Origin of the sequence: Nocardia vermiculata NBRC 100427, assembly GCF_001613265.1 — a bacterium.
In the GTDB taxonomy this organism is placed as follows: Bacteria; Actinomycetota; Actinomycetes; order Mycobacteriales; family Mycobacteriaceae; genus Nocardia; species Nocardia vermiculata.
Genome location: NZ_BDCA01000036.1, coordinates 1 through 23,778, shown reverse-complemented (window position 1 = coordinate 23,778; position 23,778 = coordinate 1). Strand labels below are relative to the sequence as shown.

At 66.5% G+C, this 23,778-nt stretch carries 22 protein-coding genes and 1 pseudogene; 15 read left to right on the top strand and 8 right to left on the bottom strand.

From position 1 onward, the window contains the following. Positions 1–240 precede the first annotated feature (240 nt). Positions 241–1,131, top strand: a complete 891-nt coding sequence (locus tag NV2_RS26965; RefSeq protein ID WP_036509911.1) for a phosphatidylinositol mannoside acyltransferase — start codon at positions 241–243, stop codon at positions 1,129–1,131. Positions 1,132–1,597: 466 nt separating this feature from the next. Continuing rightward, complete coding sequence (locus NV2_RS26960) at positions 1,598–2,029, top strand: DUF5994 family protein (protein WP_157103115.1); 432 nt, start codon at positions 1,598–1,600, stop codon at positions 2,027–2,029. A gap of 196 nt (positions 2,030–2,225) precedes the next feature. Here the strand turns inward: NV2_RS26960 and NV2_RS26955 are convergent, their stop codons facing one another. Beyond that, positions 2,226–2,942, bottom strand: coding sequence for a TetR/AcrR family transcriptional regulator (locus NV2_RS26955; protein ID WP_084475539.1), 717 nt, complete (start codon positions 2,940–2,942; stop codon positions 2,226–2,228). Between the two features lie 167 nt (positions 2,943–3,109). Between NV2_RS26955 and NV2_RS26950 the strand changes: the two genes are divergently transcribed. From NV2_RS26950 to NV2_RS26905, 10 genes are all read left to right on the top strand, one after another. Continuing rightward, positions 3,110–4,900: a multicopper oxidase family protein gene (locus NV2_RS26950; RefSeq protein ID WP_067880449.1), complete on the top strand. Its 1,791-nt coding sequence runs from the start codon at positions 3,110–3,112 to the stop codon at positions 4,898–4,900. A 5-nt stretch (positions 4,901–4,905) separates the two neighbouring features. Continuing rightward, positions 4,906–6,171, top strand: coding sequence for an oxygenase MpaB family protein (locus NV2_RS26945; RefSeq protein ID WP_067880530.1), 1,266 nt, complete (start codon positions 4,906–4,908; stop codon positions 6,169–6,171). A gap of 16 nt (positions 6,172–6,187) precedes the next feature. Next, positions 6,188–7,252, top strand: coding sequence for a lipocalin-like domain-containing protein (locus NV2_RS26940; RefSeq protein WP_157103114.1), 1,065 nt, complete (start codon positions 6,188–6,190; stop codon positions 7,250–7,252). A gap of 119 nt (positions 7,253–7,371) precedes the next feature. After that, positions 7,372–8,481 (top strand): AI-2E family transporter, encoded by a 1,110-nt coding sequence (locus NV2_RS26935; RefSeq protein WP_067880443.1) that lies wholly within the window; start codon positions 7,372–7,374, stop codon positions 8,479–8,481. Positions 8,482–8,591: 110 nt separating this feature from the next. Beyond that, positions 8,592–9,599, top strand: a complete 1,008-nt coding sequence (locus tag NV2_RS26930; RefSeq protein WP_067880440.1) for an adenylate/guanylate cyclase domain-containing protein — start codon at positions 8,592–8,594, stop codon at positions 9,597–9,599. A 658-nt stretch (positions 9,600–10,257) separates the two neighbouring features. Further along, a complete protein-coding gene (locus NV2_RS26925; protein WP_084475537.1) occupies positions 10,258–11,295 on the top strand; it encodes an ATP-binding cassette domain-containing protein in 1,038 nt (345 codons plus the stop codon). Further along, positions 11,292–12,134, top strand: a complete 843-nt coding sequence (locus NV2_RS26920; protein ID WP_084475535.1) for an ABC transporter permease — start codon at positions 11,292–11,294, stop codon at positions 12,132–12,134. Before NV2_RS26925 ends, NV2_RS26920 begins: the two co-directional genes overlap by 4 nt. Before the next feature lie 94 nt (positions 12,135–12,228). Beyond that, entirely contained in the window at positions 12,229–12,429 is a 201-nt protein-coding gene (locus NV2_RS26915) for a hypothetical protein (RefSeq protein ID WP_067880437.1), read from the top strand. 73 nt (positions 12,430–12,502) lie between these two features. After that, positions 12,503–13,030 carry a peptidylprolyl isomerase gene (locus NV2_RS26910; protein ID WP_067880524.1) on the top strand — a complete coding sequence of 176 codons (528 nt, stop codon included), beginning with the start codon at positions 12,503–12,505 and terminating at the stop codon, positions 13,028–13,030. A gap of 28 nt (positions 13,031–13,058) precedes the next feature. After that, a complete protein-coding gene (locus NV2_RS26905; RefSeq protein ID WP_067880434.1) occupies positions 13,059–13,910 on the top strand; it encodes a rhomboid family intramembrane serine protease in 852 nt (283 codons plus the stop codon). Between the two features lie 24 nt (positions 13,911–13,934). Here the strand turns inward: NV2_RS26905 and NV2_RS26900 are convergent, their stop codons facing one another. Then, positions 13,935–14,417, bottom strand: a complete 483-nt coding sequence (locus tag NV2_RS26900; RefSeq protein WP_067880431.1) for a PH domain-containing protein — start codon at positions 14,415–14,417, stop codon at positions 13,935–13,937. A 76-nt stretch (positions 14,418–14,493) separates the two neighbouring features. After that, entirely contained in the window at positions 14,494–14,757 is a 264-nt protein-coding gene (gene crgA, locus NV2_RS26895; RefSeq protein WP_067880428.1) for a cell division protein CrgA, read from the bottom strand. A 94-nt stretch (positions 14,758–14,851) separates the two neighbouring features. Between crgA and NV2_RS26890 the strand changes: the two genes are divergently transcribed. The 3 genes from NV2_RS26890 to NV2_RS26880 are packed head-to-tail and all read left to right on the top strand — an operon-like array spanning position 14,852 to position 16,709. Beyond that, positions 14,852–15,490, top strand: coding sequence for an aminodeoxychorismate/anthranilate synthase component II (locus tag NV2_RS26890; RefSeq protein ID WP_067880425.1), 639 nt, complete (start codon positions 14,852–14,854; stop codon positions 15,488–15,490). Then, on the top strand, positions 15,487–16,209 hold the full coding sequence (locus NV2_RS26885) for a RibD family protein (protein ID WP_067880422.1): 723 nt from the start codon (positions 15,487–15,489) through the stop codon (positions 16,207–16,209). Before NV2_RS26890 ends, NV2_RS26885 begins: the two co-directional genes overlap by 4 nt. Further along, a complete protein-coding gene (locus NV2_RS26880) occupies positions 16,206–16,709 on the top strand; it encodes a dCMP deaminase (RefSeq protein WP_245662793.1) in 504 nt (167 codons plus the stop codon). The genes NV2_RS26885 and NV2_RS26880 overlap by 4 nt, the downstream gene beginning before the upstream one ends. On the opposite strand, the gene pknB is transcribed toward NV2_RS26880, so the two are convergent. The 5 genes and pseudogenes from pknB to NV2_RS31810 form a co-directional block, all read right to left on the bottom strand. Continuing rightward, positions 16,710–18,608 (bottom strand): Stk1 family PASTA domain-containing Ser/Thr kinase, encoded by a 1,899-nt coding sequence (gene pknB / locus NV2_RS26875; RefSeq protein ID WP_067880516.1) that lies wholly within the window; start codon positions 18,606–18,608, stop codon positions 16,710–16,712. Continuing rightward, entirely contained in the window at positions 18,605–20,137 is a 1,533-nt protein-coding gene (locus tag NV2_RS26870; protein WP_084475533.1) for a protein kinase domain-containing protein, read from the bottom strand. Before NV2_RS26870 ends, pknB begins: the two co-directional genes overlap by 4 nt. 70 nt (positions 20,138–20,207) lie before the next feature. Next, positions 20,208–21,674 carry a peptidoglycan D,D-transpeptidase FtsI family protein gene (locus NV2_RS26865; RefSeq protein ID WP_067880419.1) on the bottom strand — a complete coding sequence of 489 codons (1,467 nt, stop codon included), beginning with the start codon at positions 21,672–21,674 and terminating at the stop codon, positions 20,208–20,210. Continuing rightward, complete coding sequence (locus NV2_RS26860) at positions 21,671–23,143, bottom strand: FtsW/RodA/SpoVE family cell cycle protein (RefSeq protein WP_067880417.1); 1,473 nt, start codon at positions 23,141–23,143, stop codon at positions 21,671–21,673. The genes NV2_RS26865 and NV2_RS26860 overlap by 4 nt, the downstream gene beginning before the upstream one ends. After that, positions 23,143–23,778, bottom strand: a pseudogene (locus tag NV2_RS31810) (serine/threonine protein phosphatase); the annotation flags it as partial. The pseudogene NV2_RS31810 and the gene NV2_RS26860, both read right to left, overlap by 1 nt.

Here is a 23,778-nt window from a genome sequence, read left to right as displayed (position 1 = left end):
GCGCCCACCGGGCCGATAGCGCGCGTACGCACAAGCCGACGTTCGAAGCATCGCAGGTAACTTCCTCCGCGGGGGTGTCGTCCCGTCGGATGGGGTATCTCCGACTCATAAGGCCCGCACCCGACCGGCGTTGGAGGCCGTCATGATCATCACTTTCGGGCTCGGCGTGCTGCCGGCTGCTGCATGCCTCCCGACGGCCGCGGCTACGAGAACTGTGACGTTATCGGCCGGTGGTGGCCGATGACCACGAAGGACCGAGCCTGGGATCTCGGGTATGCGGCCGGCTGGCGGCTGGTGCGGGCCCTGCCGCAGCAGTGGGCGATGCGATCGTTCGAGGTCGCGGCCGATCGCGCTGCTCGCGGTGGTGGTCCGATTCAGCTGCGGCGAAATCTGGCCCGGGTGCTGTCCACCACCGCGGCGCAGGTGCCCGACGATCTCGTGCGCGCGAGCCTACGCTCCTACGCTCGCTACTGGTGTGAAGCGTTCCGGCTGCCGTCGATGGATCCGGTGCGGCTCGCCGCGACCATCGACTCGGCGGCCACCGGGCTCGAACACATCCACCAGGCGGTCGGGCACGGGCGCGGGGCCGTGCTGGCGTTACCGCACAGCGGCAACTGGGACCTGGCGGGAGTGTGGCTGGTCCAGCGGGTCGGCACACCGACCGTCGTCGCCGAGCGGCTGCAACCGGAATCGCTGTTCCACCGCTTCGTCCGATTCCGGGAAAGCCTCGGATTCGAGATCGTCCCTCTCACCGGCGGCGCCGCACCGCCGTTCGCGCAGCTGACCGCGCGGCTGCGGCAGGGGCGGATCGTCGGGCTGCTCGGTGAACGCGACCTGACCGGCGCGGGTGTGCCGGTCACCTTCTTCGGTGAACCGGCCTGCATGCCGGCCGGCCCGGCTCGGCTGGCGATCGACACCGGTGCACCCTTGCTCCCGGTGCACTGCTGGTTCACCCCCGACGGCTGGGGTTTCCACGTCGGCGCGCCGATCGACACCACCGATGGTGTGCAGGCCACGACCCAAGCCCTGGCCGACCGGTTCGCCGCCGGTATCGCCGCGCACCCGGCCGACTGGCACATGCTGCAACCGGTGTGGACCACCGACCATCGTGCCCGTGAGCGCGCGCAGTAATCCGCACCACTGATCCGGCTCCGCAGCCGGGAATGCCGCAATTGATGCAGCGTGTGCCGGCCGTCGTCGAGACACTCGGTGTGGGCCTCGAACTCGCATGTCTGCAGATTCGCTCCCGCACGGTATCCGGGTATACATGGCGCGAACCAGTTGTATCGACCCGAGAGGTGAGGAACGCGGTCGGCTGGTGGGTGTCCCCCCAGCGCGGTGCGGCCCGGCGGGCCGGGCGACGATCAGGGCCTTGCCAGCCGAGCCGACCCAGTTCACCGATGATGATCAACATAAGCGCGGAATCCGACAGGCGATGCGGCATGCGCCATCCCTCGATTCCATTCGCGCAGGTCGTCCGGCAGATGTCAGCGAGTAGGCTGGACCATATCCGGAGGCATCCCGCATGTCGACCAGTCGAGGTCGCGTCGTCTCCGATTCGGATTCCGGCCCTGGCGGGCTGTGACAGGAGCGTCTCATGGCGCAGCCATCGGCAACCTTGCATCCCGCACCGCCTCGTCGCCCACCGCTCTGTACACCACGATTGCGATTGCGTCCGCGCCGCGATGGCACCGGCCACATCGACGGTGTCTGGTGGCCCCGCACACAAGACCTGGCCGCCGAACTCCCAGGACTGCTCACCGCCCTCCGGCCGCGCCTCGGACTGGTGCGACAGGTCGTCTACGACCCGACCGGATGGTCACCCTCTGCTCGGCACCTGCAGCTCGGCAGTCATCGAACCCACTTGGACCCCTATCCTTTCGAGCTTTTCAACACGATGCACGTATGCAGCGCGCACGGCATCGTCGTCATACTGCGGGTTATCCCCTCTACCGCCGACGGTACCGCGGCCAACGCGGCGCTGGCAGCTGTACCGGGTGCAGGGAAGCGGGTCGATCACGATCGCTGACAGCGCACCACCTCCTCTCACCGTGCCGGCCGACGAGGCGTATGCCCATCGCCGTCGCGCCCTGTTTCAACTTGTCGAACGCCTACTGGCCTCATCCGAATCGCCGGCCCCTCGACGGTCATAGTGTTCGGATTGTGGAGCGTTAGGCCCACTTCATTACTCGGCTTCACTATTCTCGGCTCCACCGGCACCGTTCTCACGGTCTGGTGAGTAGGTCGATCACTGCCTGCATCTCGTCCGGAGTGGGAGTCGGCAAGTTCTCCCGGCCGTGGATCATTCCGATTCCCAGATAGACCATGGCGCCCGCACGTAGTCGCGCCTGCGCCGGATCGAAGCCCAGGTCGATCATGATGGTGCGCACCGTTTGAAAGACACGCTGATCCAGTGCGCGGACCGCCTGTGCGACCTTCTCGTCGGTGCGTGACCATTCCCGTATCGATGCTTCCACCATCCAGTGCTGCGGGTCGACGAGCATCGCGCCCATCTGCTCGATGCGGCGCTCGACCGGAATCGAATCCAGCGCGGCCAGTGCCCGCACGGCCTCGGTCTGCATAGCGCCCCACCGATCGACCATCGCGGTCTCGAGTTGTCCGAGATCGTCGAAGTGCCAATAGAAACTGCCCTTGGTGACGCCCAGTTCCCGGCACAGCCGGGGGATCCGCACGGCGGTCACCCCTTCGCGGGCGAGTAGATCCAGTGCGCCGTTCACCCAGTCCTCGTAGGACAGGCGGGCGGTGTGCCGGCGGGTACGGTGTTGGGCCTCCGCTTTTTTGGTGAGCGGGGCCTTTGTGGCGAGTGGGGTCTGCTTGCTCGTGGGAGCCGGGCGTGGGGCGCTCTCCGGGGCCGCCGCCGCGGACGGTTCCTGGGGTGTCGCGTCCTTCGCCACCTTCGTCTGCCTCGGTTCTGCCGTCATCGGACCACTCTTGCCTTGCCCAGGTGCATAACTCTGATGGTAGGGGAGCGCGCGACCTGCAGTTCCGGTGTGAAGAAATCCATCCGAATCAGTACCGTCGACTGTACCCGATGGTATGGTCCCTTCCGACGGGAGACGAAGCGATTGTCACCCCGGAAGGTGCGAGGATGTATCGACCGATCGGCCGCCGTGCGATGTTGCGAGGGGTAGGCGCGGGACTGACGGCTGTGTTGGCGGGGCAGGCCGTGGCGGCGGCCGACCCACCGCCACCCGGGGGTTTCGAGAGCCCGCTGCTGTTCCATTCGCCGCCGCTGCGGCGTTTCGTGCAGGAGATGCCACGGTTGCCGGTGCTGACGGGCAGTCGGCTGGATATGGTCGCCTCCACCACCGCACATCGTTTCCATCCCGACCTGCCGGCGGTCCCCGCCTTCGGTTACAACGGGGAGAGCTATCTGGGCCCCACCATCGAGCACGAGGCCGGCAGTCCGCTGCACGTCCGGTTCCGCAACGAGCTGGGCGCCCATCCATTCGCAGCCGACCTCGACACCAGTCTGCACGGAGTCCCGGAGAGCTACCGGACCACGGTGCCGGCATCACTGCATCTGCACGGCGGTGTGACACCACCGGCGAGTGACGGTAATCCCGAGCAGTTGGTACTGCCCGGTCAGCAGCTGGACCACGAATTTCCGCTGCGCCAGCCGGCCGGGCACCTCTGGTACCACGACCACGCGATGGGTATCACCCGCGCCAACGTGTACGCCGGTCTCACCGGAATGATGTTGCTGCGCGACGAATTCGACACCGGCCTGCCGGACAATCCGCTCGGTCTCCCGGCCGGCGACTTCGAGCTGCCACTGGTCCTGCAGGAGAAGATCTTCACCCCCGAGGGACGACAAAGCCTGCGTTCGACCGTCGTTGTGCCGCAGGGTCTGTGGGAAGGCGGCGCGGTCGGTGATGTCGGGCTGGTCAACGGCGCGGTCTGGCCGCGGCTGTCGGTGGCGCGGGGTCTCTATCGCTTCCGGGTCATCAACGCGGCCTCGTTCAGCACCTGGAATCTGTTCTTCGGCAATCACATGCGCTTCTGGGTGATCGGTAACGATCAAGGGCTGCTGGATGCACCGGTTCCGGTGCGCAATCTGCGCCTCACTCCTGCCGAACGGGTCGATCTGCTGGTCGATTTCGCCGATCTCGCGCCGGGGGAGACGGTCGAGCTGTGCAACGACGAACCCCCGGTGTTCCAGGCCGCGGTGCTGGGTGAGGTCGCCATGCCCGTGTTCTGCCGGTTCCGCGTCGAGGACACCACCGGCTTCCGCGGCCCGGTGCCACAGACCTTGCGCGGCGGGCCGGGCCGCCCGCCACCGCTACCACCCGTGCAGACGCCGGCCCTGGTGCGGAATCTGACCGTCACCCAGCCCTACGAATTGCGGCTGCCACCGGCGATCATGTCGCTGAACAATCTGCGCTACTCCGACCCGGATATCGAGATGCCCCGGCAGGGCACCACCGAGGTGTGGAACATCGTCAACATCACGCCGGATCCGCATCCGATCCACATCCATCTGGTGAACTTCCGGATTCTCAGCCGCACGCCGCTACGGACGGTGGAGTACCAGGCCGCTCATCCACAGCCGCCGATAGGTACGCGGTGGACGCCCGACCCGGAGGGGTTCCTGGCGGGAGCACCGGTGCCGCCGGCGCTGTGGGAGAGCGGGCACAAGGATGTGGTGCGGGTAGACGGTGGCACCGTCACCCGCATCGTGGTGCGCTTTCCCACGGCCGACGAACTCGGCTTCGACCCCGATGCCTCTTTCCCCAGGCTCAATCCGATGCCCGCCGTCTCACCTGCGGGACACCATGACGCACACGGCAATTCCGAGCTACAAGGCTTCGTCTGGCATTGCCACATACTCGACCACGAGGACCACGACATGATGCTGCGATTCCGAACGGTGCGGTGAATTCGATGACCCAGACCCAGACTCCGGCACAGAGCCTTGAATGCCCCAGCGCCTTCCGCTTCTGGGAGGCGAAGCAGCAGCCCGTCGTCGCGCGGATCGACTCGTTCGTGCGAAAAGTGACCGGCGCCGGGATCTTTCCCACCGATGAACAGGCGCGGGCACTCACCGAGGATCTGTTCGCGGGTGATCCGGTGGCCGAACGGTTCGTCGCCGAGGTGATGAACGGCCCCGGCGGTTCGGCGGCCGGCCGCCGCCTGCTCGACCGTGCCCTGACCGAGGGTATCGATGCGGTGCCCGAGGCCCCCGAGTCGATGCGGGAGTTGTTCGCCGAGTTCGACACCGTTCCCGACTGGGTGCGGCCCGAACTCGTCGAACAGGGTGCCGCCATCTGGCGTCGCTGGGGGACCATGCTGTTCAGCTTCGCCGGTGCCGAAACCTTGGAGATGTACACCGAATCCGCGGTGGCGACGCCGTTGTCGCTGGCCGGTGGCTATGCCGGAAACAGTGCACTGCGCCGATATCTGGAGACCTGCCGGTTCTGGATGGACGTCTCGCAGCCGAATGCATTGCTCACTCCGGGGTCGACCGGCCGCGGCACCGCGCTGAAGGTGCGGGTGATGCACGTGTCGGTGCGGGCGAAGGTGGCCGAGCACAGCGAATGGGATATCGACAAATGGGGCCTGCCGATCAGCCAGACCTATCAGTTGCTGACCCTGATCGCCGGCAGCGTGACCCCGGGGCTCGGGCTGTGGGCCTTGGGATACCAGACAACGCCCGCCGAAATCCGTGCACTGCTGCACTTTCAGCGGTACATGGGGTATCTGCTGGGAGTGCGGTTGCAGTGGCATCCGGAAACAGTGCTGGACTCGTTGCGGGTGCTGGCCATGACGATCGCCTCACGCTCCTACGACGCCGGTGCGCACGGTGCCGAGCTGATCGAGTCCTACCCTGCCGCTTTCGCACCACGACCCGAACACCACGGTCTGGCCAAGGTGCGCGCCGCCTACAACTTCCGGATCAATTCGGTGTACTCGGCGATGTACATGGCTCCCGGCACCCGGCGGAAATACCGTATGCCCCCGGCATTTCCGTGGTTGCTGATTCCGATGCTGCGGTGGCCGTTGATCACCGTCATGGAATTCGCCCGGCGAGTGCCGCCGGTCGGCCGGGTGCACGAGAAGGTGATGGTCCGGCATCGGGAGAACTGGTACCGCGCCCAGATGCGGGGCCGGGAAGCGGAATTCGATGCCAGCGGCGCGTTGCGTCGATGAGGGGAGTGGATCAGCCATGAACAGCACCGCCATTGTCGAAGCCTGGAACGGGCCCGGTCGCCGCGACGGCGAGCTCACGACCGTCGAGCCGCGCCACAACGCACTGCACCGTTCCACCAGCAGACTCGCGTTCGAGCATTGGTACTTCGATGCGCGGCTCGATACCGGACATACCGTCGTCGGCTTCCTCACCAAGCGTCGTCCGGAGGATCCGCCCTTCTCCCGGCCGTGGGTCGAGTTGATGGTCTACGACCCCGACGGCAGCCGGCGCCAGGTCTCGCGCAAATATCCGAAGGACCAGGCCTCGTTCGGTACCGAGGCGTGCGATGTACGGATCGGGAACAACCGGGCCTACACCGAATTCCGGGACGACGGCCTGCCCACCCATCATCTGCGGCTGGCCGAGGACGGCCTGGAGTTCGACCTGCGCTTCGACAATGAACTGCCGAGCTGGATGCCGGGGCAGGGGGAGACCCATTTCGGCGGCGGGGACAGCTTCGGCTGGGTGGTGCCCGCGCCGCGCGCGCGGGTGAGTGGCACGGTCACCATCGACGGCAGCCGCACCGAAGTCACCGGACGTGGATACGCCGACCACAACTGGGGTGTCGGTGATATGCGCAAGATCATCGATCGCTGGCATTGGGGCCGACTGTATGTGGAGGACTATTCACTGCTGTTCGCCGATGTGCTGACCCAGCAGCGTCGCGGCGGGCACGAGATCGCCCCGTTGATGCTGGCCCATCACGACCAGGTCGTGCTTTCGACCGGGGAGATGCGGCTGTCGGAGGGGCCCGCGCACTTCGACGCCACGGCCGGACGCACCTATCCGGAGTGGATCGAGCTCCAGGTGCCCGGTGCGGTGGATCTGCGGCTGACGGTACAGCGGGTGATCCACGCACACGACCTGCTCGACGACATTCCGGTGGTCGGATCACGTCTGTTGAAGCCACTGGCGTACAAGCTGATCGGACATCCCGGCTACTTCCGCTTCGAGTCGGAGTTCGAGTTGACCGTGCACGGCCGGGACGAGCTGGTGCGCCGGACCGGCACCACGCTGCACGAGCTGGTGGCTCTGGCCTGACCCGGGCCTGATCCGGTCCGGCACCGGCCGACGGCGTGGCGTGCGGGGTACCGCCCTCGACCGGGACGTAATGTCGCCGATGAGTATCGGTAGGACATTGTCCAGGCGGCGAGGTAATCATGGAATCGCGACGATCCGCGCAGCAGGAGTCGGCCGGGCCGCCGCCGGCCTCCGGACAGACCTGGTCGTTGCCGCGCGGGCTGATCGTGGTGTTGACCGCGGCCGGTGCGGTGGTGGCGATCGCCGGGATGAAGGCGTTCGCGGGCGTCCTCGGGCCGACATTCCTCGCGCTGATGCTGACGATGGCGGTGCAACCGGTACAGACGTGGGCGCAGCAGCGTGGCTGGCGGCCGTGGATCGGCATGCTCGGCGCGTTGGTTTCGGTGGTGCTGATCCTGCTCGTACTGCTGGGTTCGCTGGTGCTCTCCGCAGCCCAGCTGGCCTCCGAATTGCCCAAGTACTCCGACGAGTTCAACGATCTGTTCGACGGCCTGCGGTCCACCCTCGCCGATCTGGGGGTCAGTACCGATCAGATCCAGAATGCCCTCAGTGGCGTAGATGTCGGTAAGGCCGTGGATGTGCTGTCGATGGCGCTGAGCAATGCGTTCGGCATCTTCACCAACACTTTCTTCGTGCTGGCACTGCTGTTGTTCATGGCGATCGACGGCATGATGATCGGCCGAAAGCTGGACGTGGTCGCCAAGGCCCGGCCCGAAATCGCCTACGCATTGACCGCATTCGCCAAGGGCACCCGCAAATATCTGGTGGTGTCGACGATCTTCGGTCTGATCGTTGCGATATTCGACGGTGGCGCACTGTGGCTGATGGGAGTGCCGCTGCCGGTGCTGTGGGCGCTGCTGTCCTTCATTACGAACTACATCCCCAATGTCGGCTTTGTGCTGGGGCTGGTGCCGCCTGCCCTGCTGGCGCTGCTGGACAGCGGTCCGATGCTGATGATCTGGGTGATCGTGGTCTACTCGGTGATCAACTTCGTAATTCAGTCGATCATTCAGCCCAAGATCGTCGGGGATGCGGTGGGGCTCAGTGTCACGGTGGCATTCCTGTCGCTGGTCTTCTGGTCGTGGGTGCTGGGTGCGCTCGGTGCGTTGCTGGCTATTCCGCTGACCCTGTTGATGAAGGCGGTACTGCTCGATATCGACCCGTCCACCAGATGGATCGGCGTGCTGATTCAGGACCGGCCGCCGGACCCGCAGGAGCAGCCCGGGTAGGGCCACCTTCGATCGAATCGAGGGCCACGGCGTGGTTCCACGTGGAACCCGGACTGTGACAAATCACCGCTGCGGGGTCGATCTCGGCACGGAACCGTATCGTCGACACCATGGCCTCTCCCGAGCTGTCGAAGCTGGTTCAGTCGGTTGTCGAGCCCTATCTGCTCGACGGTCCCCGGCGCTATGCCCGGAAGCAGGTCGCCCAGCTGTCCGGCGTTCCCTCGGAACTGTCACAGCGGCTGTGGATTTCGCTGGGCTTTCCCGCCGGTGCCGATCCCGAGGCGGTGGAGTTCACCGAGGGTGACGTTCGTGCGGTACGCAATTTCAAGAGCCTCCAGGCCCTGGCCGATGTGGATGTCCGCCGGCAACAGGCGGCCGCGCGCACGCTCGGACAGTCCATGGCGCGGTTGGCGGAATGGCAGGTGGATCTGGTCGCAGAGGAGATCACCAACCGCACGCGGTCGATGATCGCCGCCGATCCGGCCCTGGACCACGAGGAGGCTGCCCGCGCCGCTACCGACGAAGTGGTGTCGGCACTGCAGCAGCTGCAGGCCTATGCCTGGCGGCGCCACCTGGCGGCCGCGCTGGCGCGGTCGATGGCCGGCGACGGCACCGGAGAAACGTTGCGCGAGTTGGCTGTCGGATTCGCGGATATGGTCGGCTACACCCGTCTCACCCGGCATCTGGACCCCGACGAACTGACCGAACTGCTGGAGTCCTTCGAGACCATCACGACCGATGCGATCACCGCGAACGGTGGCTGGGTCATCAAGAATGTGGGCGATGAGGTGATGTTCGCGGCGGAGACACCGGTGGCGGCCTCGCGCATCGCACTGGCAATCCAGGAAGCGACCATAGATGCCCGGTCCACACCGGAATTGCGGGTCGGTCTGGCCTACGGGCAGGTGCTGCAGCGCTTCGGCGATCTGTACGGGTCGGTGGTCAACACCGCGGCCCGGCTGACCGGTGTGGCCCGGCCGGGCACGGTTCTGGTGGACGACGGTATGGCCGCCCGGCTGGAGGAGCGGCACGAGTTCGCGATGCGCCATCTGCGCAGTGTGCGGGTGCGCGGAATCAGCCGACTGCGCCCGCATGTGCTGCGGCGGGTCGGGCGGTGAAAACCGTAGTTGCCCAGACGTTTATCGATGCGAACGAACTGAGAAAAGAGTCCGGGAATTAGAAGCGGGCCTCGGCGAAGGGGGGGAGTTAGCCGAGGCCCGCGTAGGGTCGGCCCGGGGGGGAGGGGCCGACGTGATTGATCCTACGCGACGTTTCTCGATTGTGTATGCATGAGGGCCGCTAGTTTTGGAAAATTTTTCTCTGGTGTGTTGCGGGGTACTGCTGCCGGTCGCGTAGCGGTTCGCCCGGTGGTGCCATCAATTCTTCGAATCTTGTTGTCTCCCAACGATATAAACTGATTCCACCTGGAATCACGGGTGTGTTTCCGGGGTGTGGTGAGCATTTCGGACCGGTAGCTACGCAACTCCCGTAGCGGATGATGGTGGGCGTTTTCACATTTTTGGGTGGATTCGCGCGGAGCCAGGTAGCCCGGGCGGGTACTTTCGGGTACTGCACTACTCACGACCGCCGGCCCTCCCGCGGGGGAGTATCTACTCGGTCGCATCCCCCCGGCACCCCCGAGCACCGCCGGGCCGGGATGCGACCACCTACTTCCACATTTCTTGCCGCCGGTTCGGGTGGACTTGTCGGTGGTTCGGGAGATACTGCACGGCAGTAGCAAACTCCCATCCACATCGAACGGCAGGGGAAACGCACATGCCCGACGCCATCATCGCCGAAGGGCTGGTCAAGAAATACGGACATGTCGTGGCGCTCGACGGTCTGGACCTGACGGTTCCGGAAGGGACGGTCACCGCACTACTCGGACCGAACGGCGCCGGGAAGACGACCACCGTCCGGGTACTCACCACGTTGCTGACACCCGATTCCGGGCGCGCCACCGTCGCAGGCATCGACGTGCTGCGGGAGCCGCAGCGGCTGCGCGCACATATCGGTGCCTCGGGCCAGTACGCGGCGGTCGACGAATACCTCACCGGATTCGAGAATCTGGAGATGGTGGGGCGGCTGTACCACCTCGGAATTCAGCGCAGCAAACAACGCGCCCGCGAACTGCTGGAGCGGTTCAGCCTCGCCGACGCGGCCGATCGGCCGGTGAAGGGGTACTCCGGGGGGATGCGCCGCCGGCTGGACCTGGCCGGTGCCCTGGTGGCGAATCCGCCGGTGCTGTTCCTCGACGAACCGACCACCGGGCTCGACCCGCGAGCCAGGCTGGATCTCTGGGACGTGATCGAGGAATTGGTTGCCGGGGGTACCACGCTGCTGCTGACCACTCAATACATGGAGGAGGCCGACCGACTGGCCGATGCCATCGCGGTGATCGACCGTGGCACGGTGATCGCCCGGGGTACCGCCGACGAACTGAAGTCACTGGTGGGCGGCGACCGAATCGAGCTCACCGTGGAACAGGCCGACGATCTCGCGGTGGCCCGGCAGGCGCTCGCCGGGCTGGCGGTGGGGGACATTCACCTCGAGCCGGGCTTGCGCCGCGTCACCGTCCCGGTGGACGACGGTTCCCAGGCGCTGGTCGACACGATCGAACGACTGTCCGCGAATCGGGTGCGGATTCAGGATGTGGGACTTCGCCGGCCCTCGCTCGACGATGTGTTCCTGACTCTGACCGGCCACGAAGCCGAACAGCCGACCGGGTCGGACGAGGCCGAGAGCGCCGGCGATATGTCGTCGGACCCGCCTCACGCCACAGCCCGGCACACGTCGGAAGGACAGCGCCGATGACCACCGCGGCAATCGATACCGGTCGGCCTTCGGTCGTCGGGCGCCTGGCGATGGCGGCGGGGGACAGCATCACCATCGCCAAACGCAACATCATCAAGATCAAGCGCGTGCCGGATGTGCTGATCTTCTCGACGCTGTCGCCGATCATGTTCGTGCTGCTGTTCGCCTACATCTTCGGTTCGGCGATCACCGTGGAAGGAACCTCGTACCGCGAATTCCTGATCGCCGGAATCTTCGCCCAGACCTCGGTTTTCGGTGCCACCTTCACCGGGACCAGTCTGGCCGAGGACATGCAGCGCGGCATCATCGACCGGTTCCGCACGCTCCCGATGGCGCCGTCCGCGGTGCTGATCGGGCGCACGGTCGCCGATGTCGTGATCAATGTGGTGAGCCTGATCGTGATGTCGGTGACGGGGCTGATCGTGGGCTGGCGGATTCACGGCTCGTTCCTGCAGACCGTGCTGGCCTATGTCCTGCTGCTGCTGTTCGCCTACGCGATTTCCTGGATCATGGCCGTCGTCGGTTTGCTGGTGCGCGCTCCCGAAGTGTTCAACAACGCGAGTTTCATGGTGATCTTCCCGCTCACGTTCATCGCCAACACCTTCGTCCCCAGCGATGTCCTCCCCACCGGCCTGCGGGTCATCGCGGAATGGAACCCCGTATCGGCGGTCACGCAGGCGACTCGTGATCTGTTCGGCAACACCAGTGCCGCCAATCCCACACCCGACGTGTGGTCGCTGCAGCATCCGGTCGCGACGACGCTGATCTGGGTGGTGGCGATCCTGGTCGTGTTCGTACCGCTGGCGCTGCGACAGTTCCGCCGGTCGGTCAGCCGCTGACTCGGCATTGCGGCAGCTGCGTGCCACCTGCCGGTCGTCGGGTCCCCTACCTGCGGTTACTGCGTTCATGAAGCCGCTGTGACAGCATAGTGACATGCAATTGGGGACTTCCCGGAAATCAGGCCGGCTACGCAATCGGCTCGTCGTGGGCGGTATCGCCGCACTCGCGGGCGGCACCGCCTGGGTGGCCGCCACCCGGCGCCCGCAGTTGCCGCAGCCGGCCGCCGAGCCACCCCGGCTGGGACATGCGGTGGAGGCAACGGGTGGTGACCCTGCAGCTGTCGACGCCGGGTAAGGATCGGCACCGCCGGTACCTGCCACCGGCACGCCGTCTCGCCCCGCGCGGCGGCCATGGCACGATATTCGGCGTGACCTCACCGAATCAGACAGCAGTGGCCGTCCTGCACACCAACCTCGGCGATATCAAGATCTCGCTGTTCGGTAATCACGCCCCGAAGACGGTGCGCAACTTCGTCGCCCTCGCCGATGGCAGCGCCGAGTACACGGCGAAGAATGCCTCGGGCGCGACGAGTGGCCCCTTCTACGACGGCAGCGTATTCCACCGCGTCATTCCCGGCTTCATGATTCAGGGTGGCGATCCGACGGGTACCGGGCGAGGCGGCCCGGGCTACGAGTTCGCCGACGAATTCCACCCCGAGTTGCGCTTCGATCGTTCCTACCTGCTGGGTATGGCCAACGCCGGACCGGGCACCAACGGGTCCCAGTTCTTCATCACGGTCGGCCCGCAGCCGCACCTCAATCGCAAGCATTCCATTTTCGGCGAGGTGGTCGACCCGGATTCGCGCAAGATCGTCGACGCGATCGCCACCACCGCCACCGACCGCAACGACCGTCCCAAGGAGGCGGTCGTGATTTCGAGCATCACCCTGAGCTGACATTTCAGCGTAACGACATCGGAGTTTTGTGAATCCGCAACCGCCCGCACCGACCTGCTACCGCCACCCCGATCGCGTCACCGGACTGGCATGCACGCGGTGCGGGCGGCCGGCCTGCCCGCAATGCCTGCAGTCGGCCGCGGTGGGACAGCACTGCAACGACTGTGTGTCCCAAGGGCGCTCCGATGTCCGGCCGGTGAGTACCGCACCCACCCGCACCACGCCGTACGTCACCTATGCGCTGATCGCGATCAATGTGGCGATCTTCGCCGTGACCGCCAGCCAGGCGCACAGCATCACCGATAACCACTTCTCCCGGCTGTTCTACGACTGGATGCTGGTGCCGCCGGCGGTCGCGCAGGGCGAATGGTTCCGGGTGATCGGTTCCGGCTTCCTGCATTACGGGCCGTTGCATCTGCTGGTCAACATGTTCGCGCTCTACATCCTCGGACGCGATACCGAGATGGTGCTCGGCCGGGCCCGGTTCGTCGCGGTCTATGCGGTGTCGCTGCTCGGTGGTTCGGCGGCGGTGATGTGGTTCGCCACCGATGCGTTCACCGCCGGGGCGTCCGGTGCGATCTACGGCCTGTTCGGTGCGATGACCGTCATTCTGCTGCGCCTGCGCCAGAGCCCGGTACAGATGCTGGTGCTGATCGCGGTCAACATCCTCATCAGTGTGTCGCTGCCCGGGATTTCGCTGTGGGGCCATCTCGGTGGACTGCTGGCCGGCACCCTCGCCACGGCCGGAATCCTGTTCCTGCCGGAATGGCTGAAGGCCGGAAGCCGGGATGCCGTGGTGCGGATCGGCTGGGGGTCGATGGCGGCGATCGGGGTGCTGGTGCTGGCCCTCATCGGCGGCGCAGCCGCAGTTCTGGCGTAGGCACCCGCCGGGCGTACGCGCCGCTCAGTGGTGCTCGGGTTCCGTGGGCACCAGGCCGTGCACGGTCATGACATCCAGCACATCCTGTGGATGAGTGCCGAGATCCCAGCGCCCGAAGATCACCAGCCGTTCGTCACCGCGGTGCCGCACGTCCAGTTCCAGATTGGGGACACGGCGGCCCAGCCGCCGGAACGCCACCACCCGCGCCCGCAGGATCTGGTCCGGACCGTAGGAGACGGGGCCGAACAGGCCGCGCACCACCAGTTGCGCCGGGGTACCGGGTACCACGGTCAGCCGCGGACGCTGCCTGAAACCGAGCCCTGCCAGGCACAACAGCAGTACGGCGGCCAGCCCGACCAGGAGCCGCCCGGGTGCATCGGAGACGAGGACCGCCGCGGCGATCGCCAGTGCGATGCCGCCCAGGGTGACGGCGAGGAGTGCGGATCCGGGAGTGGACCACTCGAGACGAGGTGCCGGTTCGATGCCATCGGACTCGGATGTGCTCACGGTCCCCAATTACTCCTCGAGTTGTCCACAGACTTATCCACAGGTGTGTATGAATAACACGCGTGTAATCAGTCGGTCAGCGCCACCGCATCGTCATGATCAGCCCGATCACCATCAGCCCGAAGCCGATGAGGAAGTTCCAGGCGTCGAGATCGCTCATCCACTGGATGTGCGGTCCGGCCAGGTAGTAGACCAGCAGCCACGCCAGCCCGGCCAGCATGAAGCCGAGCATGATCGTCACATACCAGACCGGCGACGGGCCGCCCTTGACCTTCACCGGAGTGCGGCTGGTCGGGTTGATCGTGTAATCGGTCTTCTTGCGGACCTTCGACTTGGGCATGACGTCCTCGTATTCGGCGTGCAGGTCTGCCTAAAGGCTATCTCAGCTGCGTATCGATGGTGGTGCGGCGTGCTGCTGGAAGTACTCTCGAACCATGCGTGTTCTGGTCGTCGACAATTACGACAGCTTCGTATTCAACCTCGTGCAGTATCTGGGCCAGCTGAGTGTGGATGTGGATGTCTGGCGCAACGACGACCCGCGCCTCGCCTCGCCCGACGCCATGGTCACCGATTTCGACGGCGTGCTGATCAGCCCCGGGCCCGGTACCCCGGAACGGGCCGGCGCGAGCATCGAACTGGTGCACGCAGCTGCCCGCCACCGTACCCCGCTGCTCGGGGTCTGCCTGGGGCATCAGGCGATCGGCGCCGCCTTCGGCGCCACCGTGACCCGGGCACCGGAACTGCTGCACGGCAAGACCAGTTCGGTATTCCACATCGGTGCGGGAGTGTTGGCCGGGCTGCCGGACCCCTTCACCGCCACCCGTTATCACTCGCTGACGGTCCTGGAAGACACCCTGCCCGCCGAACTCGAGGTGATCGGGCGGACCGAGAGCGGCATCGTGATGGCGGTACGCCACCGTGAGCTGCCCGTTCACGGCGTGCAGTTCCATCCCGAATCGGTACTGACCCAGGGCGGGCACCGCATGCTGGCGAACTGGCTCGAGGTGTGTGGCAAGCGTCCGGCCGAGGGGCTGGTCGAAGCACTCGAGGCCGAGGTCGCGGCATTGGTATGAGTTCGCGCCCGTACGTGACGTTGTCGGTGGCCACCAGCATCGACGGATATATCGACGATGCCGGGCCCGAACGACTGCTGCTGTCCAACGCGGAGGACTTCGAACGCGTCGATCGGGTGCGGGCCGAATCCGACGCCATCCTGATCGGCGCCGAAACACTGCGTAAGGACAATCCGCGGCTGCTGGTCAACAGTGCCGAACGCCGCGCCGCGCGACTCGCCGCGGGCGATCCGGAATTTCCGGTCCGGGTCATCGTGAGCGCCGGCGGTGACCTGTCGCCCGAACTGCGGTTCTGGCATGTCGGCGGGTCACGGCTGGTGTACACGACCGCGGCCGGTCGGCGCCGGATAGGAGATCGGCTCGACAACTTTGCCGAGGTCGTGGAGCTGGGCGAGGTCATCGATTTCGGTGCCTTGCTCGACGATCTGGGCGCCCGCGGTATCGCGCGGCTGATGGTCGAGGGCGGTGGCCGTATCCATACCGCATTCCTCGCCGCCGATCTGGCCGATGAGTTGATCGTGGCGGTCGCGCCGGTACTCGTCGGCGACGATGCCGCCCCGCGGTTCCTGCATCCGGCGGACTTCCCGGGAGGTTCGCGGCGCAGAATGGCCTTGGCGGAGGTGAGCAGCCTGGGCGATGTCGCGGTATTGCGCTACCGGGCCCGGCATCGCCGCGAACTCGACGACGGAAGCGCAGCGGAGCGGGAGAACACGCGGTGACCACGGATTCCACACCGGGCAGGTCCGGCACCCCCGGCCGCGTCCCCGGGCAACCGGGATCGGACCGGTTCTGGATGCATCATGCGATCGGTCTGGCACGGTTGTGCCCGCCCAGTGATACCGCCTTCTCGGTGGGCGCGGTGATCGTCGGTGCGGACGGGGTGGAGATCGCGCACGGCTACTCGCGCGAAACCGACGCGAAGGTTCATGCCGAGGAATCGGCGCTGAACAAACTCGCACCCGGCCTGCCGCCGCCGGGTGCCACCGTCTACAGCAGTCTCGAGCCGTGCTCGCAGCGTGCGTCCCAGGACCGCGCGCCATGTACCGACCGCATCCTCGCGGCCGGCATCACGCGCGTGGTCATCGCCTGGCGGGAACCGGGAACCTTCGTCGTGAACTGCGTCGGGGTGGAGAAGTTGCGCGAACACGGCGTCGAGGTGGTGGAACTACCCGACCTGGCCGACGAGGCCATGTCGATGAACCGCCACCTCACGCTGTGATCACGGCGGCGCCAGTACCGCGGTGACGATCCGGATCCGGCCGTCCTTCGCGATCGAGGATCCCGCCGCCGGGTCCTGATCGACGATATGTCCGATCATCGTGGCATCGAAGGTGCCGCGGGTGCTCTGGTCGATCTGGCTCGCGGTCCCCGTCCAGCCCACCGACTGCAGCTTCGCCAACGCCTGCGACGGCGTCAGGCCCTCCAGCGACGGCATCGTGATCTGATCGCTGGACACGCGCACGGTGATGGTGGAACCCTTGGCGGCCATGGAACCGCCGGACGGGTCGGTGGAGAGCACCTCACCCGCCGGCTTCGACGAGCTCACCTTCTGGACGACCACCTTGAACCCGGCGCTCTTGGACAGCGTCGGCTCCGCGGTGTCGATCTGCTGACCGACGACATCGGGAACGTAGACCTCGTCGGGCCCCTTGCCGAGGGTGATCGTGACCTTGGTCCCGGCGTCGGTCTTCGCGCCCGGCGCGGGGTTCTGGTTGATCACCTTGTCCTTGTCCTCTGGACTGGACGCATCCCGGGCGATCTGCGGATCCAAGGTCAGGCCGACGGCGTTGAGATTCTGTTCGGCCTGCTGCTGGGACAACGTCGCGAGCCGCGGCACCGGAACCTGCTGCGGACCGGACGAAATCTGCAGGGTGACGGTGGAACCCTTGTCCACCCGCGCACCGCCCAGCGGCTGGGTGGATACGACATTGCCCTCGGCGACCTTGCCGTCCGGTTTGTGTTGAGTGTCGACGTTGAAGCCGAGGCCCTCCAGATCGTCGCGGGCCTGCTGCGCCGATTCGTTCGCCAGATCGGGAATCGCGATCTGTTCGGGACGGCTGCCCGGACCGATCAACACCCAGAACAGCGCGACGAGCACGACCACCAGTGCCGCCGAGCCGATGGCGAGCCACGTTCGGCGGGAACGACCGGAATCGGGTTCGGGTTCGTCGTCGCCGTCGTTGCGCTCGACCGTGCGGTAGCTGCGCGGCTCCGGTTCCATGGTGCCGAGCATGGTGGTGCGGTCTTCGTCGGTCATCACCATCGGGGCGTGCGGCTTCTGCCCGCCGAGCACCCGGATCAGATCGGCGCGCATCTCGGCGGCGGACTGATAGCGGTTGGCCGGATTCTTGGCCATCGCCTTGAGGATCACCGAATCGAGTTCCCGCGGCACCCCGGGGTGCACGAGCGACGGCAGCTTCGGATCCTCGCGCACATGCTGATAGGCAACCGCCAGCGGCGAGTCGCCGATGAACGGCGGCTGCCCGGTGAGGATCTCGTACAGCACACAACCGACGGAGTACACGTCGGAACGGGCATCCACCTGTTCACCGCGGGCCTGCTCCGGCGACAGATACTGCGCGGTGCCGATGACGGCCGCGGTCTGGGTCATCGGATTGGAGCTGTCGGCGATTGCGCGCGCGATACCGAAATCCATCACCTTCACCGCACCCTGGCGGTTGATCATGATGTTGGCTGGCTTCATATCGCGATGCACGATGCCGTTCTTGTGGCTGAAATCCAGCGCGGCGGCGACATCGGCGATGATCTCCATCGCCCGGCGCGGCGGCAGTGGACCCTTGCCGCGCACGATATCGCGCAGCGTCTCACCGTCGACGTACTCCATGACGATGTAGGGCAGCGGACCACCGTCCACCTCGGCCTCGCCGGTGTCGTACACCGCCACGATGGCCGGGTGGTTCAGCGCCGCGGCATTCTGCGCCTCACGTTTGAAACGCAGATAGAACGTGGGGTCGCGGGCCAGATCGGCGCGCAGCACCTTGATCGCCACGTCCCGGCTCAGTCGCAGGTCACGAGCTTTGTGTACCTCCGACATACCTCCGAATCCGATGATCTCGCCCAGCTCGTAGCGAGAAGACAGATTCTTCGGGGTCGTCATGGCCATCCTTGTGAGGAGGTGTCGGTTTCGGTGTCGCTCTCGTCGCCGCTGCCGGCTTCCGTCGTGCTGGCCGGGTCGCGAGTGCCCTCGACCTCGTGTGCGCCACCGGCTCCCGGTAATGGTAGGTCGAGAGACGGATAGGACGGGCGCGTTGTCGGCAGCGACGGCAGTGTCGGGCGCTCCCGGGTCGTGCTCGACGAGGTGGTCGGCGGCGGTGTCGTCGTGCTCGGCGGTGCCGTCGTGGTCGTGGTCGGTTCCGGTGTCGTCGTGGTCGGCTCCGGAGTCTGCTCTTCGGTCGTGACCGGCGGCTCCTCGGAGGTGGACCACACACTGGTCGGCGGCGGCTCCACGACCGCGGAGCGCGTCGTGGTCGTCACCGGCGAGACCTTGGGATCCGGTGCCTCACCGCTGAGCAGTACCCAGGCGGCCAGGCCGCCGAGCAGCACCGCGCCCGCCCCGAGTCCGGCCATCACCTTCTGTCCGGTGGTGAACCGGCGCCGATCCGGATCCGTGGCCGGGTCGTCCGGGCCGGACATCATGGCGGTAGCGCCGGCCGCCGGCTCGGCGGCCTGATGACGCACCGTCGCACCGTCGTATTCGTTGCGCGGAATGACCGCTGTCGGCCCCGGTGGCGGCATGACGCGCGCGGCAGCCGTGGGAGCCCCACCTCCGGGCGGGGGTGGCCGGCGCCCGGCCCGGACCGCGGCCACGGCATCGGCGAATTCACCACCGCTGCGATAGCGTCCGGCGGGATCCTTGGCCAGGGTGATCTCGATCAGCTCGCGCACATTCGGCGGCAGATCGGTCGGCATCGGCGGCGGGGCCTCGCGCACGTGTTTCATCGCGACCGTGAGTGCACCGTCACCGCTGAACGGCCGATGTCCCGACAGTGCTTCGTAACCGACGACGCCCAGTGAATACACATCACTCGCCGAGGTGGCGTCCTCGCCGGTGGCCTGTTCGGGCGCGATGTACTGCGCCGTCCCCATCACCATGCCGGTCTTGGTGACCGGTGAGGCGTCGACCGCCTTGGCGATGCCGAAATCGGTGATCTTCACCTGGCCGGTGGGAGTGACCAGGATATTGCCGGGTTTCACATCACGGTGCACCACGCCCGCGGTATGTGCGACCTCGAGTGCGCGGCTGGTCTGCTCGAGCATGTCCAGGCCCTGACCGACCGACAGCCGTCCGAGCCGGTTGAGCACTGCGTTGAGCGGTTCGCCCTGGACCAGCTCCATCACCAGATAGGCGACCTCACCGCCCTGCGGATCGTAGGTTTCGCCGTAGTCGTACACACCGGCGATACCAGGGTGGTTGAGCTGCGCGGTGGTTTTGGCCTCGGTCTTGAACCGGTGCCGGAAGGTGGGATCAGCGGAGAACTCCGCCTTGAGCACCTTCACCGCGACACGCCGGTCCAGCCGGGTGTCCAATGCGTCCCACACCTGGCCCATACCGCCGGTGGCGATCAGTCGCTGCAGCCGATACCGATCGGCGATCAGGGCGCCGTTGTTCAGCACGGTCGCCCCCATCGGTAGGTTCGCAGATCGCGATGTTGTTGCATGTGCACCTGGGGTCCTGGTCCTCGCTCATTCATAGTGGTCAGCCCCCCTGCAATCCGGCATCGAGTACTGCCCGCGCCACCGGTGCCGCGACCGATCCGCCGGTGGCGGCCAGTGCACGGTCACCACCGTTCTCCACGACGACCGCGATGGCGATCTTCGGGTTCTGGGCCGGTGCGAAAGCTATGTACCACGCGTGTGGCGGAGTATTGCGCGGGTCGCTGCCGTGTTCGGCGGTGCCGGTCTTGGATGCGATCTGGTACGACCGCGGTTGGTTTCCGCCGGTGGTGGCCTTTTCGGAGGCGATCATCATCTTCGTCAACTCACTGGCGACCGGAGCGCTGACCGCCTGCCCGACCGACACCGGCTTGGTGGTGGACAGATCCCGGAGATCGGGGCCTTGAGTCCGGTCGACCAGATGCGGTTCCATCCGAACACCGCCATTGGCCACGGTAGCCGCGATCACCGCATCGTCGAGGGGGGTGAGAGCCACATCTCGTTGTCCGATACTGGTCTGGGCGAGTGCCGGGTTGTCCGGTATCGGCCCGACCGTGCTGTCGGCGACCGGAATCGGAATGCCCTGATGGGTGCCGATGCCGAAGGCGGCGGCCTCGTCTTTCAGCTTGTTCGCCCCGACCTTCATACCGATCTCGGCGAAGGCGGTATTGCACGAGAGCCGGAACGCGTCGTACATGCTCGCGGTCGAACCGCTGCCGCACGGGGTGCCGTTGTAGTTCTCCAGCTGAGTCTTCGTGCCGGGCAGTTCCATGGTCGGCGCGGCGGTGAAGCTGTCGTCGGGCTTGATGCCCATCGACAATGCGGCCGCCGCGGTCACGACCTTGAACGTCGAGCCGGGTGGATAGGTCTGGGACACGGCACGATTCAACATCGGCTGCTCGGGATCCGCACTGAGCGAATCCCAGGCCTGGGTGGCGTGCGCACCGTCGTGGGTGGCGAGCTGATTCGGGTCGTAGCTGGGGGTCGACACCATGGTCAGGATGCGTCCGGTGCCGGGTTCGATGGCCACCACCGAGCCGGTGTACCCCTTACTGGTCAGCTGGTCGTAGGCCACTTTCTGCATGACGGGATTGATCGTGGTCACGACATTGCCGCCCCGCGGATCGCGGCCGGAGATCATATCCATCAGCCGCCGGCCGAACAGCTGGCTGTCGGAGCCGTTGAGGACCGAATCCGCCGAGCGTTCCAGACCGGTGCTGCCGTACTGCATGGAGTAGAAGCCGGTCACCGGCGCGTAGGCGGACGGGTCGGTGGGGTAGGCGCGCAGGTACTTGTATCGGTCGTCGGTGGCGACCGAACTGGCCAACACGGTGCCGTCGGCCGAGATCTGGCCGCGCTGGCGGCTGTACTCGTCGAGCAGCACGCGGGAGTTGCGGGGATCGTTGCGCAGGCTGTCGGCCTTGATCACCTGAACGTAGGTGGCGTTCAGCAGCAGCGCGACGATCATGACCATGACCGCGAGTGCGACCCGGCGCAGCGGGGTGTTCATGCCGGATCTCCCTTCTCCGGGCGGATCATCTCGGTCTGCGCTTCGGCGATGGGCGCGGCCTCCCGGCGCCGGGACGGTGCCGGGGCGCGGGCGGCGTCGGAGACCTTCACCAGCAACGCGAGCAAGGCGTAGTTGGCGAGCAGTGAGGAGCCACCGTAGGACACGAAGGGCGTGGTGAGTCCGGTCAGCGGAATCAGTTTGGTCACGCCGCCCACCACCACGAATACCTGAATGGCGATGGTGAAAGCCAATCCCGCGGCGAGCAGCTTGCCGAAGCTGTCACGGATCGCCAGGGCGGTGCGCAGCCCGCGCAGCACCAGCACGGTGAACAGCATCAGCACCGCGGCCAGGCCGATCAGGCCCAACTCCTCGCCGATGGTCGCTACGATGAAGTCGGTTTTGGCGAACGGCACCTGCGACGGCCGGCCACTACCCAGCCCGGTGCCGGCCAGTCCGCCGGTCGCCAAACCGAACAGCGACTGCGAGATCTGGTAGCCGGTGTCGTTGTAGTCGTCGAACGGATGCAACCAGGTCTCGACCCGGACCTGAACGTGCCCGAACGCGTTGTAGGCGACGAAGAACCCGAGCGCCAGCAGGCCGATACCGACGACCAGCCAGCCCACCCGCTCGGTGGCGATATAGAGCAGTGCGAGCACAGTCGCGAAGATCAGCAGCGAGGTGCCGAGATCCTTCTCGAAGAACAGCACCACCAGGCAGGTCGCCCACACCAGCAGGATCGGACCCAGGTCACGCGGGCGCGGCAGCTCCATCCCCAGCACGTGCCGCCCGGCCGCGGTGAACAGATCACGCTTGGCGACCAGGACCGAGGCGAAGAAGATGATCAGCAGGATCTTCGCGAATTCACCCGGCTGCACACTGAAGCCCGGCAGCCGGATCCAGATCTTGGCACCGTTGGTCTCGGAGAACCTGCCCGGCAGCAGCGCCGGAATCATCAATGCGACCAGACCCACCAGCCCCAGCGTGTAGCTGTAGCGGGCCAGCGTGCGGTAATCGCGCAGGAACACCAGCACACCGACGAACAGGGTGATGCCTAATGCCGTCCACAGCACCTGTGAGTTGGCATCGGGGGAGGGGAGCTCCCAGGAGTTGTAGATCGCAGTCTGCTCGTCGGCGAGATCGAGGCGGTGGATCAGGACCAGCCCCAGGCCGTTGAGCAGCGCCGCGATCGGTAACAGCAGCGGATCGGCGAACGGCGCGAACCGCCGCACCGCCAGATGCGCGACCCCGAGCAGCGCGAGATAGGCGAGACCGATTTTGGCCAGGTCCCAGGTGAGTTCCTGTTCCTGGCTGGCTTCCACCAGCACCAGTGCGATCGTCGTGATGGCCACCGCCGCACCCAGCAGCAACAGTTCGACGTTGCGGCGGGTCGACGGTGGTGGCGCGGGAGCGAATCCGCCCGGCGGACTGGGAAACGCTCCGGCGGACGACGACGGTGCCGGTGCGGACATCAGTCCGCCTTCCTGCAGTTCTCCCCCGGAGTCTGCGGGGCCGGTGCCGCGGTGGTGGGTGCCGGCGCTTCGGTATGGGCCGGGTCGCCGGGCGGCTTCGGCGCCGCGGTGCCGTTCGGTGTGGGGGCCGGGCCACCCGGTGCCACCGCGGTACCACCGTCGGTCGGCGGGACCGCAGGTGTCGCAGGCTTGGCCGGCTTCTCCTCTTTCACACAGACCGGCAGCAGGTCGGTGGCGGCCAGCTTCTCGAGCTGCGCCCGGGTGGCGTCGAAGGCCCCCGGCGGCAGCAGGCCGTTGTTGACCTTGTCCCGCCCGGTCTGTTGCAGATCGGCCACCGCCAGCCGTTGGCAGCCGCTGGGGAAGCCGGCGCCGGAACGAGTCACGCTGACCTTGTCGTCGCGGTTCACGCAGACGACCTGGTCGACATCCTGGATCGAATAGCCCAGCACCGAGCCGGGGAGGCCACGCATGATCACCACATTGCCGTTGTCGGCGCCGACGTAGTAATTACTGCGGATCATCTTGTAGCCCACGATGAGTCCGACCGCGACCGCCACGATCAGCGCCACACCGAGCGCGATCCACCGGCCGGTGTGCCGTTTGCGCGGCGCGGGCTGCTCGGCGGTCACCGTGGC

Coding starts and splice junctions, on each gene's coding strand:
- NV2_RS26890 (WP_067880425.1), top strand. CDS start 14,852: ATGCGTGTTCTGGTCGTCGACAATTACGACAGCTTCGTATTCAACCTC.
- NV2_RS26940 (WP_157103114.1), top strand. CDS start 6,188: ATGAACAGCACCGCCATTGTCGAAGCCTGGAACGGGCCCGGTCGCCGC.
- NV2_RS26935 (WP_067880443.1), top strand. CDS start 7,372: ATGGAATCGCGACGATCCGCGCAGCAGGAGTCGGCCGGGCCGCCGCCG.
- NV2_RS26920 (WP_084475535.1), top strand. CDS start 11,292: ATGACCACCGCGGCAATCGATACCGGTCGGCCTTCGGTCGTCGGGCGC.
- NV2_RS26865 (WP_067880419.1), bottom strand. CDS start 21,674: ATGAACACCCCGCTGCGCCGGGTCGCACTCGCGGTCATGGTCATGATC.
- NV2_RS26885 (WP_067880422.1), top strand. CDS start 15,487: ATGAGTTCGCGCCCGTACGTGACGTTGTCGGTGGCCACCAGCATCGAC.
- crgA (WP_067880428.1), bottom strand. CDS start 14,757: ATGCCCAAGTCGAAGGTCCGCAAGAAGACCGATTACACGATCAACCCG.
- NV2_RS26945 (WP_067880530.1), top strand. CDS start 4,906: ATGACCCAGACCCAGACTCCGGCACAGAGCCTTGAATGCCCCAGCGCC.
- NV2_RS26960 (WP_157103115.1), top strand. CDS start 1,598: ATGGCGCAGCCATCGGCAACCTTGCATCCCGCACCGCCTCGTCGCCCA.
- NV2_RS26930 (WP_067880440.1), top strand. CDS start 8,592: ATGGCCTCTCCCGAGCTGTCGAAGCTGGTTCAGTCGGTTGTCGAGCCC.
- NV2_RS26915 (WP_067880437.1), top strand. CDS start 12,229: ATGCAATTGGGGACTTCCCGGAAATCAGGCCGGCTACGCAATCGGCTC.
- NV2_RS26965 (WP_036509911.1), top strand. CDS start 241: ATGACCACGAAGGACCGAGCCTGGGATCTCGGGTATGCGGCCGGCTGG.
- NV2_RS26860 (WP_067880417.1), bottom strand. CDS start 23,143: ATGTCCGCACCGGCACCGTCGTCGTCCGCCGGAGCGTTTCCCAGTCCG.
- NV2_RS26955 (WP_084475539.1), bottom strand. CDS start 2,942: ATGACGGCAGAACCGAGGCAGACGAAGGTGGCGAAGGACGCGACACCC.
- NV2_RS26950 (WP_067880449.1), top strand. CDS start 3,110: ATGTATCGACCGATCGGCCGCCGTGCGATGTTGCGAGGGGTAGGCGCG.
- pknB (WP_067880516.1), bottom strand. CDS start 18,608: ATGACGACCCCGAAGAATCTGTCTTCTCGCTACGAGCTGGGCGAGATC.
- NV2_RS26925 (WP_084475537.1), top strand. CDS start 10,258: ATGCCCGACGCCATCATCGCCGAAGGGCTGGTCAAGAAATACGGACAT.
- NV2_RS26870 (WP_084475533.1), bottom strand. CDS start 20,137: ATGGGGGCGACCGTGCTGAACAACGGCGCCCTGATCGCCGATCGGTAT.